Genomic DNA, 17,368 nt, shown 5'->3' with positions numbered 1-17,368 from the left:
GTGGGTGGTTCATCGGGTCGGCGGCGAGATCCGCCCTCATGGGCTACGGGGGAGGCGCGGAGTTGACGTACGGCGTGGACTCGTCGTGCGGTCGGGTGTGCGGTCAGACGACGGCCGGGATGTGCTTGGCGCGGCCACGGATCACGAACGCCGTGACGATTTCCGTGACGCCGACCGCGATGAGCCAGCAGCCGCCGACGAGGGTGAGGACGGCGACCGAGGTGAACGGGGACACGATGAGGACGATCCCCGCGAGGAAACTGACGATCCCGAGGAAGATCTGCCAGCCGCGGGCCGGCACGGTCGGGTCGGACGCGGCGGCCAGGGTCTGGGTGATGCCGCGGAACAGCCAGCCGATGCCGATCCACAGGGCGAGCAGGAGGATCGACTGCATCGGGCCGCGGAAGCAGAACAGGCCGAGCAGGATCGAGAGGGCGCCGCTGATGAAGGCCATGACGCGCAGCGAGGTCGCGACGTGGGTGCCGAACGCGGCGACGAGCTGGAGTACGCCGCTGAAGAGCAGGTAGAGGCCGAAGAGCACGCCTGCGGCCAGCAGGGAGGCGCCCGGCCAGACCAGCACCAGCACGCCCAGGACGAAGGCCGCGATGCCGGCGAGCAGGACGGCTTGCCAGGCGCTGCGGGCGATGAAGTGCAGGGGGCCTTCGGGGGTGACGCGTGGTTCGCGGTCGTGGACGTGGCGGTCGTCGTACTGCGGGCCTTGGTGGGGGGCGTTCGGTACCTCGCTCATGGTTCATGTTTGGCCGCGTGGGGCCGCTCTGCCACCGCGGTGACCCATCCGACGGACCCACGGGCGGCCTCGTCCTCAAACGCCGGACGGGCTGAAGACGCGGGGCGAAGCCGCCGCCCGAGGGGCGCGGGGAACTGCGCGACCAGCCCCCACCGCCCCGCAGCCGGCAAACTCACCCCGGGGTCGGGAAGTGGCGGGCTACTTGCCGGAAGCCTTCGCCTGGGCCTTCATTTCCTGTTTGTGGGCGCGGACCTTCGCCAGGGACTCCGGCCCGGTGATGTCGGCGACGGAGCGGAAGGAGTCCGGCTCGCCGTACGCCCCCGCCGCCTCGCGCCAGCCCTTGGGCCGCACACCGAACTGCTTGCCGAGCAGGGCCAGGAAGATCTGGGCCTTCTGGGCGCCGAACCCGGGCAGTTCCTTGAGCCGCCGCAGAAGCTCCTCGCCGCTCTTGACGCCCTCCCAGACCTTGGCCGCGTCCCCGTCGTAGTGCTCCACGAGGTACTGGCACAGCTGCTGGATCCGCTTGGCCATGGAGCCGGGATAGCGATGCACGGCCGGCTTCGCCGTGAGCAGCGCGGCGAACTTCTCCGGGTCGTACGCGGCGATCTCGTGCGCGTCCAACTCGTCCGCCCCCATGCGCGAGGCGATCGTGCGCGGCCCCTTGAACGCCCACTCCATCGGCACCTGCTGGTCCAGCAGCATCCCGGTCAGGGCGGCGAGGGGACTGCGGCTGAGCAACGCGTCCGCATCGGGATCCTGGGCGATGTGAAGGCTGACGTCCATGCCTCGATGATCCCGCGTGAGGGTGCCGAACGCCTCTCAGGCCGCCGTGCGCCAGTAGCCCATCGCGTTCACCCGTTGCCTCGGGACGGAGAGTTCCCTGCGGACGTACGTCGTGAGGGCGCGGGTCGTGGTGGTGTCGCAGGCGAAGACGTGGGACGGCGCCGGATCCGGCTCCGTGAACGCGGTGCCGTGGACCGTGGCCTCAATGGTGTCCCCGGGTTTCGCCGCCCGTGACCAGTCGCTCGCGCGTCTCGAAGTCCTTGCCGCGCAGCAGCTTGAGCACCGCGCCTTCCCAGCCGTGCCCCTGGCCCATCGGCCCTCCACCCCTCGCGTACGATTTCGCCGTAATGGAAGTTAGGTTAGCCTAACCTGACAAAAATGGGGATGGATTGTGACCGCCGAGCTCTACCGTGACCCTTGGGGGATCCCCCACCTGCGCGCCACCGACGCCCGCGCCCTCGCCCGTGCCCAGGGCCGTGTCACCGCCCTCGACCGTGCCTGGCAACTGGAGGTCGAACGGCACCGCGCGCGGGGCACCTCCGCCGCGTTCCTCGGCGCCGAGGCCGTCGGCTGGGACCGGTTCGTACGCCGGGCCCGGCTCGACGACACCGCGAGACGTTGCTTCGCGGCGCTGGAGAGACGGGATCCGGAGACCGCCGACTGGGTGGTGGCGTACGTCGACGGGGTCAACGAGGGGCTGGCCGAAGGCGCCCGGCGCGCACCGGAGTTCGCGGAGACCGGGCTCGCCCCGGGGCGCTGGGAGCCCTGGACCCCGCTCGGCGTCTGGCTCGGCGCGCACATCCTCTTCGCCGGTTTCCCCGCCAAGCTGTGGAGGGAGGAGGTCGTCCGCCGGATCGGACCGGAGGCCGTGGACCTCTTCGCCGCCGACGGTCCCGGCACCTCCGGCAGCAACGGCTGGCTCGTCACGGGCGAGCGGACCGCCACCGGTCGGCCGGTCATCGCGGGCGACCCCCACCGCTTCATCGAGGACCCCGGCGTCTACCAGCAGATCCACCTCTCCTGCCCCGAGTTCGACGTCGTCGGCCTCGCCGTCCCCGGGGTTCCGGGCATCGCCCACTTCGCCCACACGGGCACGGTCGCCTGGGCCATCACCAACGCGATGGCCGACTACCAGGACCTGTACCGGGAACGACTGCGACGCGTTCGACCCCAGGGACCGGAAGGACCGGAGCGATCGGAAGGACCTGAGGGATCGGAAGGATCGGAAGGATGGGAGGCGCTCGATCCCGACGGGGAGTGGCGGGCCGTCGCCCGGCACGTGGAGACGGTCGAGGTGGCGGGCGGTGAACCCGTCGAGGTCGAGGTCGTCGAGACCCCGCGCGGACCGGTCGTCATCGGGGGAGCGGAGCAGACCGAGGGCGTCGAAACCATCAGCCTCCGCTACCCGCCCCGCGTCACCGAAGACCTCGGCTTCAGCGCGCTCCTCCCGCTCCTCCGGGCCCGCGAAGTCGCGGACGTCGACCGGGCGTTCGACCACTGGGCCGAGCCCGTGAACGTCGTCCAGGCCGCCGACACCGAGGGCGGCGTACTGCACCGGGTCGCCGGCCGGGTCCCGCTCCGCGGCGCGGACAACCGCACCCGGATCGTCGCCGCCTGGGAGCCCGGGCACGAATGGCGGGGCTGGCACGAGATGCCCTACGGGACGGTCGAGGACGGCGTCGCCGTGATGGCGAACCAGCGCGGCCCCGCCGGCCCGCTCGGTGTCGAGTTCGCCCCGTTCCACCGGGCCGCCCGGATCCGGCAGCTCCTCGACGAGCGGCCGAAGTGGTCGGCCCAGGACATGGCGGACATCCACATGGACACCCATCTCGCCTCCGCCGCGCCCCTGATGGACCACCTCGCCGCGCTCGACGGACTCAGCATCGAGGCGACCGCCCTGCGCGACTGGCTGCTCGGCTGGGACCGCCGGATGACGGCCGACAGCATGGCGGCGGCCGCCTACGCCGCGGTGCGCGGCGCGGTCGTACGGCGGCTCGCCGCGCACCCCGCCTTCGCCGCGCTGGCCGACCCGCCCGCGTACCCCGAGGTCTCCCGCCCCTGGCTCGCCCTCCTCCCCCGTGTCGGCTTCGCCCTCGAACACCTGTTGAAGGCCGAGGAGTTGTACGGCATCGATCGCGCCGCGCTCGTCCGCGAGGCCGTCGAGGAGGCGGCCGCGCAACCGCTCGGTGTCTGGGGCGACACCCACCGCCTCGCGCCCTGGCGCGCGCTCGCGACCACCTCGTACGACGAACCGGGGCTCTCCGGAGACCACGACTGTGTGCTGTGCACCTCGGCGGTCCCCGGCCTGACCGACCTGAGCGCGCGCGGCCCGGCGGCCCGTTACGTCTGGGACCTCGCCGACCGGGACCAGAGCCTCTGGGTGGTCCCCTTCGGCGCCTCGGGCGTCCCGGGCTCGGCCCACCACCGCGACCAACTCCCCTTGTGGCTCAAGGGAGAACTGGCACCGGTCAGCACCGACTGGAGCCGGCTGACACAGGAGCAGGAGACAGAGAAGGTTGAGGACGACCATGAGCAGTGAGCCGTACGCCGCCGACCGCGCGGCCGTGCACGAGCAGAAGTTCGACGGCTTCGGGACCGTGCGCGTCCTGCCCGTCGACCCGCACGCCGACCTGGACGTCATCCACCGCTGGGTGAGCGAGGAGCGTGCCGTGTTCTGGGGCATGAACGGGCTCACGAAGCAGCAGGTGCTGGAGACGTACGTCCATCTGGACTCCCTCGACACCCACCACGCCTTCCTCGCGGTCAAGGACGGCGAGCCCGCCGCGCTCTTCCAGACGTACGAGCCCGAGGCCGACCGGGTCAGCGAGTGCTACGCCGTCGAACCCGGCGACATCGGCGTCCACCTGCTGATCGGCCCCGCGGGGTCCGGAGGTGGCCGGCCGGGCTGGTCGTCCGCGCTGCTGACCGCGTTCACCATGTACGTGCTGGTCGGCCTCGACCGGCAGCGGGTCGTGGTCGAACCCGACGCGCTCAACGAGAAGGCGATCGCGCGTCTGGTCCGACAGGGCTTCGTACCCGGCCCGGAGATCGTGCTTCCCGAAATCGACCTTCCCGGGGTCTACTTGCCCGAGAAGCGGGCCCGGCTGGCCTTTCTGACGCGGGAGACGGCCCTCCCAGGGGGTTCCTCGGCGGGTTCCTCGCCGGGTTCCTCGGTGGGCCGATCGGTGGGCTGATCGGTGGGTTCCTCGCCGGGGGAGTGAGCACGGCGTCGGATTCGTCCGTACGTATCCGTGACTCTGGAAGTGCGGACCGGGCGGACCGGAATGCGGAGACCGCAGGGACGACGGAGACGACGGAGACGGCGTGTGAGCGGACGTGGAGGCGGACAGCGGGAGCGACGGCGGATCGCCCAGGGGCTGGCGCTGCTGGGCACGGTCCTGGTCCTGGTGCTGTTCGGCGGTGTCGGCGGCGCGTCCGCCCACGCCGCGCTGACCGGCACCGATCCGCAGGACGGCAGCGTGCTGAAGACGGCGCCCACCGAGGTGACGCTGTCCTTCAGCGAGTCCATCGGGCTCCTCGACGACTCCTTCCGCGTGCTCGACCCGGACAACCGACGCGTCCACACCGGCGACCCGGGGCACGCGGGCGACCGTTCCGACACCGCCCGTGTGACCCTGCCGAAGGGCCTGGGCACCGGCACCTTCACGGTGGCCTGGCGGGTCGTCTCGGCCGACAGCCACCCGGTCTCCGGCGCCTTCACCTTCTCCATCGGCAAACCCTCCGCGACCGCCCCGCCCGTCCCCGTGGACCCCTCCGGGACCACCGTCGCGGGCACGCTCTACGACGCCGCCCGCTACTTGGCGTACGGGGGTCTGGCCCTCCTCATCGGCGCGGCCACCTTCGTCCTGGTCTGCGGGTTCCCGGGCCCGGTGCGGCGACTGCTCCTCACCGGCTGGTGGATCCTGGCGGGTTCCACCGTCGCGCTGCTGCTCCTGCGCGGACCCTACGAGCGCGGCAGCGGCCCGGCGGACGCCTTCGACCCGTCCGTCCTCAGCGAGACCCTGACCAGCAGGCCGGGACTGGCCCTGCTGGCGCGGCTGGTGCTGCTCGGGGCGGCGGTGTTCTATCCGGTACGCGAGCAGGCGCGGGGGCGGCTCGTCCTCGCGCTCGGCGGGCTGCTCACCGTCTCCCTCGCCGTCACCTGGGCCGTCGCCGAGCACGCGTCCGCCGGGATCCAGGTCCCCGTGGCGATGGTCTCCTCCGTACTGCACCTGCTGTCGATGGCGGTCTGGCTGGGCGGCCTCGCGGCCCTGCTCACCGCGCTGTACCGGTCGGCCGAGCCGCTCCCCGCGGCCGTCGTCAACCGCTTCTCCCGCCTCGCCCTCGCCTCGGTCACCGTCCTGGTCGTCACCGGCGTCTACCAGTCCTGGCGCGGCCTCGGCTCCTGGGACGCGCTGACCTCCACCTCGTACGGCCGGCTCCTCCTCGCCAAGCTGGTGGCGGTGCTGGTGCTGCTGGCGGGGGCGGGGGCCTCGCGGCGCTGGACCGGGCGGCTGATGCTCGCGGCGGAGGAGGCACGGACAGCGGCGGCGGTGCCGGTGGAGGAGCGGGTGCCGCAGACGGTGGGGGCCTCGGCCGCCCCCACCGACGTACGGGTCGGGAGGGCGGACGGCCCGTCGGACGGCGGCCCCTCGGACGGCGGTGCATCGGACGACGGCGCACCGGATCCGGATCACGAGCCCTCGGACAAGGCTTCCGACAAGAGCTCGGGCAAGACCTCCGACAAGGACTCCGACAAGGCCTCGGGCACGGCCTCCGACGAGGCCGACCGGTACCGGCGGGCGTTGCGCCGTTCGGTGCTGGTCGAGGTCGTCGTCGGCATCGTCGTGCTGGTGATCACCACCCTGCTCACCGGTACCCAGCCGGGCCGCGCGGCCACCGAGGCCGCGGCGGCCTCCGCCACCGCGGCCGCCGGGGAGACCACGGCCTCGACGACGACGATCCCGTTCGACGTGGGCACGAAGGGCGGACACGGCAAGGTGCAGATCGAACTGACACCGAGCCGGGTGGGCGAGAACTCCGTGCAGGCCGTGATCTACGGCCCCGACGGCGGCTTCGCCACCGTGCCCGAACTGCGCCTCACCTTCACTCTGGAATCCCAGCAGATCGGCCCGATCGACGCCGAGCTGGCGGACAAGGGCGGCTACTGGGCCGCGGACGGCGTCACCCTCCCGGTGGCCGGCACCTGGACCATGAAGGCCACCGTCCGCACCACTGACATCGACCAGGTCACGGTGTCGAAGACCGTGAAGATCGGCTGACGGGACCACCGCGTCGGCTCACGGGGTCTGCTTCATCCCGTCGACGACGGCCCGGGTGACGATGGCGTTGGTGAAGGTCACCGTGCCGGGCTTGATCAGAGCGTCCTCGCCGGTGCTCGCAGTCACCTTGACCGAGCGGTCGCCCAGGAAGACATGGGTCTTCTTGTCGAAGATCCACTCTTCGCGTTCGCCGCTGGTCTCGTCCAGCCGGGCCACCGCGATCCCGTGCCGGCCCACCGCGTCCACCGCGTCGTTCACCACGACGACTCCGGGGATCTTCGCGGCGGCCTTGAACAGGGCCGAGTACAGCTCCGCCGGCGGGTAGCTCTCGACGAGCAGGTCGCCGATGGTGGTGAACGCCTCCTGGTCGGGTGAGTTGCCGTGGCCCTTGGTCTCCTTGTAGATCTTGGCCAGGATCTCGTCGGGGTCGGTGGTCAGCTTGGCCAGGTAGTCGTACGTGGGGTGGTTCAGGCCGCCGACCGGGGTGTTGCCCTGTTCGTCGGGCAGGCTCAGGGTCTCGCCCTCGGAGCTGTCGTTGACGGCCGGGTCGATCAGCCAGCCCTTGGTGCCGTCGGAGGACATCCAGACCTGGCGGCGGTGCAGCGCGTGACTGGCGAGGCTGCTCTTGTCGTCGACGGTCTTCACGAACGAGTCGGCCGTCTTGGACTCTATGTAGACGTACTGGCCGGGCTTGACGGCCGGGTGGCTCCCCCCGGTCTCGGCCGCGGCCAGTGAGATCTGGCCCAGCAACTGAGGGACGCCCTTGGTGGTCGCGGCACCGATGTGGGTGGTGAGGGCGGGTCCGGTGGCGACACCGCCGTCCCTGACCCCGCCGCCGTCGTTCATCACCACTACGGCGACGACCGTACCGGCCAGGGCGGCGGCCAGCGCGGGCAGCGTGATCGCCGGACGCGGCAGCCGGAACCGCCGGGTCCGCGCCGGGGCCACCGCCTCCGCGGCCGCCGCGCGCTCTTCCTGCTGGATCTGGTGAATCTGGGCCATCAGGCGCTCCTTGTGGAACTGGTGACGGCCCGCCGGGAGGTCGCGCGCCGTGCGGGACAGGAGCTGCTGGGCGCTCTCGTCCCGCTCGGCCGGACTCTGCCGGGGCGTGTTCTCGTTCATCGGTTTCCTTCCTGTGCGGGCCGGATCACTTGGGTGCGATCGCCTGTTATCTGTCGGTCGAGGCGGCTGCCTTCCCGTCTTCCGCGAACTTTTTTCAGCGGCTGTTCGGGTTCTTGGCGCGCCGGTCCGGGGTCGGTGAGGGTGCGCAGCTTCTTGCGGGCGCGGGAGAGCCGGGAGGCGACCGTGCCGACCGGAATCCCCAGCGCCTCGGCCGCGGCCTCGTAGTCCAGGCCCTCCCCCAGGCAGAGCGCGATGACCTCGCGCTCCGGGGGACGCAGCGTCGCGAGGGCAGTGAGGGCGGTCGCGAGGCGGCGCCGGTCGTCGACCCGCCCTGCCACGTCCTCGGCGTGGTCGGGCACCGACAGCTCGGCCGCGGCGGCGGCCTGGGCCGCCTGCCGGTAACGCCGGTTGCTCCGGTACTGGTTGCGCGCGGTGTTGGTGGCGATGCCCAGCAGCCAGGGCCGCAGCGAGCCGCCCTCGGGGTCGACCCGGTCCCGCAGCCGCCATGCCTCCAGGAAGGTCGCGGCCATCACGTCCTCGGCCGTCGACCAGTCGGCGGTCAGCCGGAAGGCATGGTTGTAGACCGCGCGCGCATAACTGTCGAAGAGCTCCGCGAAGGCGCTCGATTCCCCGGCCCGTACCCGGGTACGCATATCAATGCTCACCCCTATGAGCTGTCCGGCACCCGACACCGACTTCCCGTGACCTGCGTCACAGCTCGCCGTGTGCCGTGGGGACCGGCGCGGCAGGGCGCGGAGCTCCGTGGAACACCTGCCGGGTGTGCCAGGTCCGGTGGTGCGCGGCGACGGGCGCGGTGCCCGGCTGGGGACCGGTCAGCGGACGGCCCGCCAGCGCGATGACATGGTCGCGGGCCGCCGGGCTCCGTCCGACGAAGCGCTGCGACACCAGGATGCGGTGCCCGTCCCCGATACCGAGGACGCCCTTGTCGAACAGTTTGTGGTGCAGCGAGCACAGGCACAGACCGTTGTCGATGTCGTCCGGCCCGTCGAACGCCCACCAGCGCACATGCGCGGCCTCCAGCCCGACCGGCACCGACCCGATCCGGCCGTCGTACCCGCAGAACGCGCACTGGTACTCGTACGCCGTCAGGACCAGCTCCCGCATCCGCCCGTCGCGCCGGCGCCGGTCCCGCGGCCCCGCGTCCGACAGGTGCACCGACCCCTCCGGCTCCCACTCCCACTCCAGGCCCACGGCCTCGCACAGTTCGTCGTGGAGCGAGGGCGGGAAGTGCAGGTCTAGCAGGATCCGGGCCATCCGGCCGAGGAGCGCGGGCTCGCGTCGCAGCGCCGCCCGCAGCTCCGGCGCCAGCCGTCCCGCCGCGCCCGTCGACCGCAGTTCCCGCACCCCGCTGCCGGGGCTGCCGGGCCCGCGATCGGTCCGCACCTCCCACACCCCGTCGCCGACCAGGTGGTGGAAGGGGTACGCCGGTGTCGTCCGGTTGGCCGGACCGTACTCGGCCAGCAGCCGCTTCAGATCGTCCTCGACAGCGCTGTAGCGCAACTCGCCGTCGGCGTCCCGCTGGAACCGGCCGAGGGCGTAGAGGAGGAGCAGGGGCTTGTGCGGGGCGCGGATCCCGTTGCCGGTCCACTGCCTCAGCTTCGCCGCGCGCCCCAGCCAGTCCTCCATGACGGGTGATCGTACGGGTGCGGTCGGGTGATCGGATTGGTGGCTTGATGGGAAGGGCGGAGGGAGGGGTGCGTGGGAAGGGCGGACGGGGTGCATGGGAAGGGGTGGACGGGGTTCTCGGCGGTGCCGCCGTGGCCGCGCTCGCGGTGGCGACCGGGGCCGGCCCGGCGAGCCCGACGAGGGCAAGGTCATCCACGAGGGCGGTACCGGCCTGGTGTCGGTCGGCATGAAGCTGGACCACGACGGCCTGCCGCCGCCCGCTGGGGCGACCGCCTCTACCTGGTCAACGCCCGCTTCACCAGTCCCCAGACGCCGGACACGACGTTCAACGCGGTGGCGGTAACCCTCTGACTCTGCGGGACGGCGGGGCCTAGGCCCAGGCCAGGGCCCGGTGCGGCCGGGGTGCCGGGCTGTTCACTCGTACCGGCTCCGTGGCCCTGGTCCGTCCGCCGGCGAAGACGTAGAGGCGCAGGAGGAGGAAGCGTCCGATGCCGGCGAGGCCGGAGGCGCTGAGGTAGACCATCTGTTCGGTGAGCATGCTCGGGGAGGTCTGAAGGGTGTGCAGGATGAGGATCGCGACGGAGGTGACGGCGTAGGCGGCCGCGGCCGATCCCGCGGACTGCCAGTGCTGGCGCCATCCGGCGCGCTTCCCGCTGCCGAAGGTGAAGCGTGCGTGCAGCTCGGTGCAGAGGATGGTCGACGCGACGGTGATGACCGCGTTGGCCACCGCCCAGGGCAGCAGTCCGGCGACGAGGGGGACGGCGAAGCTGGAGAGGACGCCGATGCCGCCGCCGCAGAGGACGAACCGGGCGAAGGAGGCGAGCGGACCGGGGGCGGCCGAGGTCACCGGTATCCGACGGGCGTCGTAGGCCCCGGCCCCGGTCGGCTCCGCACCCCGCACCGCGGACTCCGTCTCCGTGCCCATCTTCGTGCCCGTCTCCGTCTCCGGCTTCGACGAGAGCAGCGCGTTCATGGGCTTTCCTTCCGGACGGGGGAGCTGTGAACCTCTGGGACCAGCTGGGTTCAACGATGCCGTCGTCCGTGCGCCGAAACGATGAGGTGCACTCCCGAACCGGGGGTGTAGCCAGCTGCACCCCCGCCCCGGGGGAGAGCGGGGTGTTCAGAAGGGGGAAGCGTCCGGGTGGGTGGGTGAACGATCGGCGCCCTTCAGCAAGTTGACGACGCGCTCGTGGACATCGCCGACCCGGTCCACCACACGCACCCGCACGTATACGCTCTCCAGCTCGCGCATGGCCTTCTCGGTGAACCAGCCCAGGAACAGCTGCCCCTGCCCCTGCCCGGGGATGGGGTAACCGCGTCCGACAAGGTTCAGCTGGAAGTCCTGTCGCTCCGCCAGCTCACGGCTCGCGATCGCCGCTGTCGCCTCCGGCTGGCTCATCCACTCCGACGAGTCGACGGCGCCGGCGGCGCGTGCCGCGGAGGTGTACTCGATCCAGTAGCCGGTGTCCGCGGTGATCGCCACCTCCTGCCCGCCGTTGAGGAGCTTGCACATCCAGGCCAGCCGCTCGTTCGGAGCCGTGTTCGCGACGACGCGACCCCCGTATCCGATGGCGGGCCGCACCGTCCGCGCGTACTGGGCCCGGGCCAGCGCGGCTCCTCCCGTACCGAGCACCGCCGTGACGGCGCTCTGTATGTCCAGCAGTTTGAGCTTCCAGGGCCAGTCACGGGTCAGCCGTGCCGACAGGTTCTCCCTGAACAGGCTGTAGCCGAGCAGCAGGACCGCCACGCCCACCAGCACGACCAGCAGCCGTGAGAACAGCCCACTCCGGTGGATCACACGCTGCGCCGACTCCATACACACCCACCCCACCCCGCTCGCCCGTCACTCCGACGAGACTGTAGGCGCAGGGAGTTGACGAGGCGACAGGGCATCGGCTCCCGCCGGGAGGAAGTCGGCACAGCGCTCACCGAGCATGACCGGGGCGTCCGCGACGCGCGGGCCCGGCGGGGCTCAGCGGGACTGGCGCATGATCCAGTCGCGGATGCCGGGGATGGTGTAGGCGATCTGCCAGGTGGCCATGTGCGCACTGGTGGTGGAACCGGACGGTACGACGGTGCCGGTCTCGAAGGCGGCGAAGTTCACCGGAGCCCGCTGTGACTTCATGCTCCGGACGTCCGCGGCGAACTCCGCGGCCGTGGACCGGCCGTCCCACAGGGCGGTGCTGACCTGCGTGCCCTGGTCCTGGATGACCTCGGTGATGGCCTGCTCGCCGGGATAGGCCTTGGTGTCGTCCGCGGAGACGAGGATCCACAGCTTCTTCCGGGCCAGCGGCGCGGCCTGGGTCTCCGGCCACTGGCCGGCGACGATGAACGCGGCCGCGAACAGGTCGGGGTACCTGATGTTCAGACCCAGCGACATCATCGCGCCCATCGACTGCCCGGTCGTGTAGAGCCGGTCCGGGTCGATGCTGTACTCCCGCGTCACCGACTGGACGAGGTTGGCGGTGGCCTCGAACAGCGTCGACGGCTCGTAGTTGTCGTCGATCACCACGGAGCCGTATTCGGGGGCGAGGACGAAGGACTCGTGCCGGGCCTGGTCTTCCGGGCTCGCCCAGCACACGGCGCCGAGGCCCTGGACCAGGGGGCCCTGCGTCGCGACGTTGACCACGCTCGCGTCGTGCATGAACAGCACCATCGGGTAGCTCTTGCGGCGGTCGTAGTTCTTCGGGACGAACAGGTTGTACCTCAGGGTCTGCCCGGTCGCGGGGTCGCTGAACGAGAGCTGCCGGAAGTCGTCCACGATCAGGTTGACCACGGCGTCGGTGGACCGCGCCGTGCTGTCCGCGGCGTAGCGGCGACCGCGGGTCGTGGTGACGGTGCCCGGCTGGGTCAGCGTGGCCCGCGCCGCGACGATGGTTCCTCCCGGTGTGGAGTCGCCGACCACCGGGCCCCCCGCCCCGGGGCCGCCACCGTCATCGCCGGACCCGCCGCCCGACCCGCCGGGAGGAGTGCCGGGACCCTGCTGTGTCACCCACAGGGCCGCCGCCGTGTCGTCCGGCGACAGCTCCACGATGACGTAGCGGCCGGAATTGCCCCGCTGCGCGAGGTCGGCCGTCCTGTTCGTGTAGACCTTGGTCACGGTGCGGTCGGTGACCGCGAACGTCGACGCCGACAGGGTCGAACCGTCGATGTCGCTGTCGTACTCGACCGCCACCGCGACCAACTTCTGCCCGGAGCCGAAGACCCGCGTGATGGCGGTGACGCTCCGCACGTGGTCGCCCCCCGAGCCCGTCCGGCCTGCCTCGTCGGCCGAGCCGGGGGTCGCGCTGCCGAACACCGCCAGGGCGCCGGCGGTCGCGGTCGCAGATCCGGCCATGAACGTACGCCTGTCCATGAAGATGAGCTCCTTCGAGAGTGATTGCCAGGGCTACTGAGCGCCCACTGTTTCGCCCCATGCTGTGAAGCGCTTCGAGAAAGCAGCCCCTTTTTCACAGGCTACGCAGAGGTTTCCTGGTCGCGTACTTGAATTCGCGGCGCGCAATCTTAGATAACGCGCCGCAATTGTTGACGTCCTGAATTTCCGGTGTGACGATCCTGGCGCGCCGGGCCGTTCCGGTTCTCACTTTGCCGATGGCGAAAATTCGCAGAACTCTGGCTGATTACCGCGTGTCTTGAATACGAAGGAGAAAGCTGTGGTTCCCAAGAACGTGAACGTGAACGTGAACAGGAACGAGAACACCCGGCTCGGCAGCCCGCTGCATCGGCGGTCGTTCCTGAACGGCTCCGTCGCCGCGGCGGTGACAGCCACTGCTCTGGGGGGCGCCACGGCGGCGCAGGCGGCGGACGCCGAACCGGTACCGAAGGAACAGGAACCGGTACTGAAGGCGGGGGCCGGCCGGGCCGTGATCGACATCCCGTCCGCACTCCTGCCGCTCGACGGTTTCACCACGGTCCACGACGACCTCTACGTACGGATCCTCCTGCTGGAGAACGGCTCGCGGCGCGTCGCTCTCGCCGTGCTGGACCTGACGTCGATCAGCGCGGAGGCGATCGCCGCGATGAGGACGACCATCGCGAAGGCGTCCGGCGTGGCGACGGCCGACATCGTCGTGACCGTGACGCACACGTTCTCCGCCCCGCACGTGCAGGCGACCACCTCTTCGACGGCAGCGGCTCAGTACGTGCAGCAGATCACGAAGGCCACCGCGACCGCGATCGCGGCGGCGGTCAAGGGGCTCAGGCCCGCGCGGGTCGGCTTCGGCATCGGCACCTGCGACGTCAACGTCAACCGGGACGTCCTCACCGCCGACGGCTGGTGGCTCGGCACCGGCGAGGCGGGCTCGTCCGACAAGAGCGTGGGCGTCACCCGCCTCGACGACCTGGACGGCAACCCCATCGCCGTCCTCATCAACTACGCCGTCCAGTCCTCGGTCATGATGGAGTCGGTCATGGCAGGCGGCGACCTGCCGATCACGGCCGACCTGGCGGGCGCCGCGGTGCAGCACGTGGAGAAGCAGTACGACGGCGACGTCGTCGGGTTCTTCCTGGTCGGCTCCTGCGGGGACCAGGCACCGGCGTTCAGGTCGAAGCGGTACACCATCGACAAGGACAAGAAGTGGTCCCAGGTCGATGCCCAGGACGCCGGCTGGCTGCTTCTCACGGTGCAGGGCGAGCGGCTTGGCACCGAGGCCGTCCGGGTCAGCGAGACCATCAGGACCTCCGGCGGCGGTTCCGGCTCGACCGTGCGCCTCCTCACCGACACCGTCACGGTCGACACGATGGCGATGGGACACCCGACGGGACCGACGAAGACGTACGACTTCACCCCGACCGGCACGGCCGACGTACCGGTCTGGATCCTCCAGCTCGGGAACGGCGTGTTCGTGGGGGTGGAGCCCGAGCTGTCCACCGACACCGCGCTGGCCGTCAAGAAGCACTCGCCGTTCCCGCACACCGCCGTCATGTCGATGCTCGAAGGCGGCTCGAAGAACATGGCCGAGGCGCAGAGCTACGCCCGGATCACGTACGAGGCGATGGACTCGTCGTACGCCCAGGGCTCGGCCGAGACGGTCGCCGCAAAGATCGGCACCCTGCTGCACTCCCTACGCGCCTGACCCGGCGGATGCCATCGAGTCCGGCTCCATCGCTAATCGGGAGGGTCGATGGTCTTGGTCCATCCCACCGAGAGTCCCCAGGCCCCACTCGTCTTGCTGGTGACCGAAACAGCGACGTTCTTGTGGCTGTGGCTCATACCTACTTCGTTGACCTGCCCAGGATCGCCGTCCGCGCAGACGACGGTGAAGCTCACGAGAGAGCCGACATTGACGTCGATGGTCCCGGAACCCGAACAGATGACCGCGACTTCCAGAGTTCCCCGCTGGATTCGAGCAAGCGCCGGAAATGAGTGAGGTCCGGTCTTTCCACCTGTTTTGATGAATGTTTTCTGCGCGTCTGGAAGCTGGGGCGGAAAGCGAGGGTCCGCGGTGACGGAGGGTGTGGCGGAAGGGCCGGCTGAGGGTGTACCGGACGAAGCTGTGTCGACCGGCGTCTCACTCGCAGTCGCCCGACCACCCGTCGCCGTCGTACTGGTGCACCCGGTCAACGCAAGTAGGACCACCGGGACGACTGTCCCTATTCGTCCCATGTGTGCCACCCCTTCGTCGCAGTCACCGGCCGAGGGGCATGTCTGTCCAGGCGCGCACGTGCCGCCGGGGATGGAAATGGCTGGTCAGACCGTTGATCACGGAGCCTAGGGACCCAAAAGACGCTGCGTGCGAAATTGAGCGAACCTTGAGGCTGCTGACGGGTCCACGAAGTCGCGGGCGGGGCGCCGCACGATCGGTCTGCCCGGTCACGGGCCACTTCATGACGCTCGCCACACGGCTACGACCGAGACCGACTGAGACGGAAGCCGAGACGGCCAACGTCGAAGGGCCCCACCGCAAGCGGTGGGGCCCTTCGACATCGTGCCCGGTGAGGCACTGGCGGAGGATACGAGATTCGAACTCGTGAGGGGTTGCCCCCAACACGCTTTCCAAGCGTGCGCCCTAGGCCTCTAGGCGAATCCTCCGCGGCAAACAATACAAGACGTTGAGGAGTGCTCGCGAACTCGTTCCCCCCTCCCGGATCAGGTACTCTGTGCGGAGCCCCTCACGTGGCGCTATCTGACTGAACTCCCCCAGGGCCGGAAGGCAGCAAGGGTAGGTTGGCTCTGGCGGGTGCGTGGGGGGCGCTTGCGTTCACGGGGCGGGATGCGGCACGGGGGTCCGGCCGCTGGGGGCCGGGGCCTGGGGCCCGGGGGCCGGTGAGCGGTCCCTGTTGTCAGTGGGCGCCTATAACCTCGTATGTGTGTCGTCTCTCGCGCTGTACCGCCGCTATCGCCCGGAGTCGTTCGCCGAGGTCATCGGGCAGGAGCATGTCACCGACCCGTTGCAGCAGGCGCTGCGGAACAACCGGGTCAATCACGCGTACCTGTTCAGCGGGCCGCGCGGATGCGGGAAGACGACCAGCGCGCGGATTCTGGCCCGGTGTCTGAACTGCGAGCAGGGGCCGACGCCGACTCCTTGCGGGGAGTGCCAGTCCTGCAGGGACCTCGCGCGGAACGGGCCGGGGTCGATCGACGTCATCGAGATCGACGCCGCCTCGCACGGTGGTGTCGACGACGCTCGTGACCTGCGGGAAAAGGCCTTCTTCGGGCCTGCGAGCAGTCGGTACAAGATCTACATCATCGACGAGGCCCACATGGTCACCCCGGCGGGCTTCAACGCCCTGCTGAAGGTGGTCGAGGAGCCGCCCGAGCACCTCAAGTTCATCTTCGCCACGACCGAGCCCGAGAAGGTCATCGGGACGATCCGGTCGCGGACCCACCACTATCCGTTCCGGCTCGTGCCGCCGGGGACCCTGCGCGGGTACCTGGGCGAGGTCTGCGGGCATGAGGGCATTCCCGTCGAGGACGGCGTGCTGCCGCTGGTCGTGCGGGCCGGCGCCGGCTCCGTGCGTGACTCCATGTCCGTCATGGATCAGCTCCTCGCGGGGGCGAGCACCGACGGTGTGACGTACGCCATGGCCACCTCGCTGCTGGGGTACACGGACGCGTCGTTGCTCGACTCCGTGGTCGAGGCGTTCGCCGCGGGCGACGGCGCCGCGGCCTTCGAGATCGTGGACCGCGTCATCGAGGGGGGCAACGATCCCCGGAGGTTCGTCGCGGACCTGCTGGAGCGGCTGCGCGACCTGGTGATCCTGGCCGCCGTTCCCGACGCCGCCGAGAAGGGGCTCATCGACGCCCCGTCGGATGTCATCGAGCGCATGCAGGCCCAGGCCGGGGTCTTCGGCGCCGCCGAGCTGAGCCGCGCCGCCGATCTCGTCAACGAGGGGCTGACGGAGATGCGCGGCGCCACCTCGCCGCGACTCCAACTCGAGCTCATCTGCGCGCGTGTGCTCCTGCCCGCGGCGTACGGGGACGAGCGCTCCGTCATGGCCCGCCTGGACCGCATCGAGCGCGGGGTGAACTTCTCCGGTGCCGGCGCGGGCGCCCCCGCCATGGGGTACGTACCCGGCCCCGAAGTACATGGAGGGGCGCCGGCCGTGGCCGCTCCGATGGTTCCGCCGGGCGGCGGGGTCGCCGCGGCCCGGGCCGCCGTGCGGGGCACGGGCCCCGGCGGGCAGGGAGCGGCGAACGAGGGGTACGGGGCCGGTGGTGCGGGGGGTGCCGGCGGGGTTGCTGCGGCGCCGGGTGCGGGGGCTTCCCCTGCCCCTGCCCCTGCCCCTGCCCCTGCCCCTGCCCCTGCCCCTGCCCCTGCCTCGGCCCCGGCACCCGCCCCGGGTC

At 70.9% G+C, this 17,368-nt stretch carries 13 protein-coding genes, 1 tRNA gene, 1 other RNA gene and 2 pseudogenes; 7 read left to right on the top strand and 10 right to left on the bottom strand.

Going from position 1 to position 17,368, the window contains the following annotated elements; all coding sequences use genetic code 11:
* Positions 1 to 103 precede the first annotated feature (103 nt).
* The 3 genes and pseudogenes from KVT44_RS28610 to KVT44_RS28600 form a co-directional block, all read right to left on the bottom strand.
* Positions 104 to 748: an HdeD family acid-resistance protein gene (locus KVT44_RS28610; protein WP_190173668.1), complete on the bottom strand. Its 645-nt coding sequence runs from the start codon at positions 746 to 748 to the stop codon at positions 104 to 106.
* A 198-nt stretch (positions 749 to 946) separates the two neighbouring features.
* Positions 947 to 1,531, bottom strand: coding sequence for an HhH-GPD-type base excision DNA repair protein (locus KVT44_RS28605; protein ID WP_099921806.1), 585 nt, complete (start codon positions 1,529 to 1,531; stop codon positions 947 to 949).
* Positions 1,532 to 1,567: 36 nt separating this feature from the next.
* Positions 1,568 to 1,844, bottom strand: a pseudogene (locus KVT44_RS28600) (SIP domain-containing protein).
* Positions 1,845 to 1,922: 78 nt separating this feature from the next.
* On the opposite strand from KVT44_RS28600, the gene KVT44_RS28595 reads away from it, so the two are divergent.
* From KVT44_RS28595 to KVT44_RS28585, 3 genes are all read left to right on the top strand, one after another.
* On the top strand, positions 1,923 to 4,070 hold the full coding sequence (locus KVT44_RS28595; RefSeq protein ID WP_217569713.1) for a penicillin acylase family protein: 2,148 nt from the start codon (positions 1,923 to 1,925) through the stop codon (positions 4,068 to 4,070).
* Positions 4,060 to 4,725: a GNAT family N-acetyltransferase gene (locus tag KVT44_RS28590; RefSeq protein ID WP_217569711.1), complete on the top strand. Its 666-nt coding sequence runs from the start codon at positions 4,060 to 4,062 to the stop codon at positions 4,723 to 4,725. Before KVT44_RS28595 ends, KVT44_RS28590 begins: the two co-directional genes overlap by 11 nt.
* Positions 4,726 to 4,857: 132 nt before the next feature.
* Positions 4,858 to 6,813 (top strand): copper resistance protein CopC, encoded by a 1,956-nt coding sequence (locus KVT44_RS28585; RefSeq protein ID WP_308314136.1) that lies wholly within the window; start codon positions 4,858 to 4,860, stop codon positions 6,811 to 6,813.
* An 18-nt stretch (positions 6,814 to 6,831) separates the two neighbouring features.
* Here KVT44_RS28585 and KVT44_RS28580 read toward each other — a convergent pair whose 3' ends face one another.
* Genes KVT44_RS28580 through KVT44_RS28570 form a run of 3 tightly spaced genes read right to left on the bottom strand, consistent with a single transcriptional unit; the run spans position 6,832 to position 9,582 of the window.
* On the bottom strand, positions 6,832 to 7,935 hold the full coding sequence (locus KVT44_RS28580; RefSeq protein ID WP_217569707.1) for a CU044_5270 family protein: 1,104 nt from the start codon (positions 7,933 to 7,935) through the stop codon (positions 6,832 to 6,834).
* The gene (locus KVT44_RS28575) at positions 7,932 to 8,588 is read right to left on the bottom strand and encodes an RNA polymerase sigma factor (RefSeq protein ID WP_190173674.1); all 657 of its coding nucleotides are present in this window, start codon (positions 8,586 to 8,588) and stop codon (positions 7,932 to 7,934) included. Before KVT44_RS28575 ends, KVT44_RS28580 begins: the two co-directional genes overlap by 4 nt.
* 58 nt (positions 8,589 to 8,646) lie before the next feature.
* Positions 8,647 to 9,582, bottom strand: coding sequence for a phosphorothioated DNA-binding restriction endonuclease (locus tag KVT44_RS28570; RefSeq protein WP_217569705.1), 936 nt, complete (start codon positions 9,580 to 9,582; stop codon positions 8,647 to 8,649).
* 252 nt (positions 9,583 to 9,834) lie between these two features.
* On the opposite strand from KVT44_RS28570, the pseudogene KVT44_RS58405 reads away from it, so the two are divergent.
* Positions 9,835 to 9,933 (top strand): annotated as a pseudogene (locus KVT44_RS58405) (superoxide dismutase); the annotation flags it as partial.
* A gap of 19 nt (positions 9,934 to 9,952) precedes the next feature.
* On the opposite strand, the gene KVT44_RS28565 reads toward KVT44_RS58405, so the two are convergent.
* The 3 genes from KVT44_RS28565 to KVT44_RS28555 all read right to left on the bottom strand — a co-directional run bounded on the left by KVT44_RS28565 (position 9,953) and on the right by KVT44_RS28555 (position 12,937).
* Positions 9,953 to 10,555, bottom strand: coding sequence for a GtrA family protein (locus tag KVT44_RS28565; protein WP_254650004.1), 603 nt, complete (start codon positions 10,553 to 10,555; stop codon positions 9,953 to 9,955).
* A gap of 147 nt (positions 10,556 to 10,702) precedes the next feature.
* Complete coding sequence (locus KVT44_RS28560; protein WP_229889475.1) at positions 10,703 to 11,380, bottom strand: hypothetical protein; 678 nt, start codon at positions 11,378 to 11,380, stop codon at positions 10,703 to 10,705.
* Positions 11,381 to 11,554: 174 nt separating this feature from the next.
* Complete coding sequence (locus tag KVT44_RS28555; RefSeq protein WP_254650003.1) at positions 11,555 to 12,937, bottom strand: PHB depolymerase family esterase; 1,383 nt, start codon at positions 12,935 to 12,937, stop codon at positions 11,555 to 11,557.
* A gap of 298 nt (positions 12,938 to 13,235) precedes the next feature.
* Here KVT44_RS28555 and KVT44_RS28550 point away from each other — a divergent pair, with 298 nt between their 5' ends.
* Positions 13,236 to 14,657, top strand: coding sequence for a hypothetical protein (locus KVT44_RS28550; RefSeq protein WP_217569703.1), 1,422 nt, complete (start codon positions 13,236 to 13,238; stop codon positions 14,655 to 14,657).
* Between the two features lie 868 nt (positions 14,658 to 15,525).
* On the opposite strand, the gene KVT44_RS28545 is transcribed toward KVT44_RS28550, so the two are convergent.
* Positions 15,526 to 15,613: transfer RNA gene (locus KVT44_RS28545), tRNA-Ser, on the bottom strand.
* A gap of 71 nt (positions 15,614 to 15,684) precedes the next feature.
* Between KVT44_RS28545 and ffs the strand changes: the two genes are divergently transcribed.
* An RNA gene (gene ffs / locus KVT44_RS28540) (signal recognition particle sRNA small type) lies at positions 15,685 to 15,783 on the top strand.
* 108 nt (positions 15,784 to 15,891) lie between these two features.
* Positions 15,892 to 17,368, top strand: a 1,477-nt coding sequence (locus KVT44_RS28535) for a DNA polymerase III subunit gamma and tau (protein ID WP_217569701.1), incomplete at its 3' end; no start/stop codon positions are given.

It is taken from the genome of Streptomyces sp. GbtcB7 (assembly GCF_019091445.1).
GTDB classification, from domain to species: domain Bacteria; phylum Actinomycetota; class Actinomycetes; order Streptomycetales; family Streptomycetaceae; genus Streptomyces; species Streptomyces mirabilis.
Note: the sequence above shows the minus strand (reverse complement) of the source record. Positions and strands in the feature narration are given on the sequence as shown.

Coding starts and splice junctions, on each gene's coding strand:
- KVT44_RS28580 (WP_217569707.1), bottom strand. CDS start 7,935: ATGAACGAGAACACGCCCCGGCAGAGTCCGGCCGAGCGGGACGAGAGC.
- KVT44_RS28610 (WP_190173668.1), bottom strand. CDS start 748: ATGAGCGAGGTACCGAACGCCCCCCACCAAGGCCCGCAGTACGACGAC.
- KVT44_RS28565 (WP_254650004.1), bottom strand. CDS start 10,555: ATGAACGCGCTGCTCTCGTCGAAGCCGGAGACGGAGACGGGCACGAAG.
- KVT44_RS28570 (WP_217569705.1), bottom strand. CDS start 9,582: ATGGAGGACTGGCTGGGGCGCGCGGCGAAGCTGAGGCAGTGGACCGGC.
- KVT44_RS28590 (WP_217569711.1), top strand. CDS start 4,060: ATGAGCAGTGAGCCGTACGCCGCCGACCGCGCGGCCGTGCACGAGCAG.
- KVT44_RS28555 (WP_254650003.1), bottom strand. CDS start 12,937: ATGGACAGGCGTACGTTCATGGCCGGATCTGCGACCGCGACCGCCGGC.
- KVT44_RS28575 (WP_190173674.1), bottom strand. CDS start 8,588: ATGCGTACCCGGGTACGGGCCGGGGAATCGAGCGCCTTCGCGGAGCTC.
- KVT44_RS28605 (WP_099921806.1), bottom strand. CDS start 1,531: ATGGACGTCAGCCTTCACATCGCCCAGGATCCCGATGCGGACGCGTTG.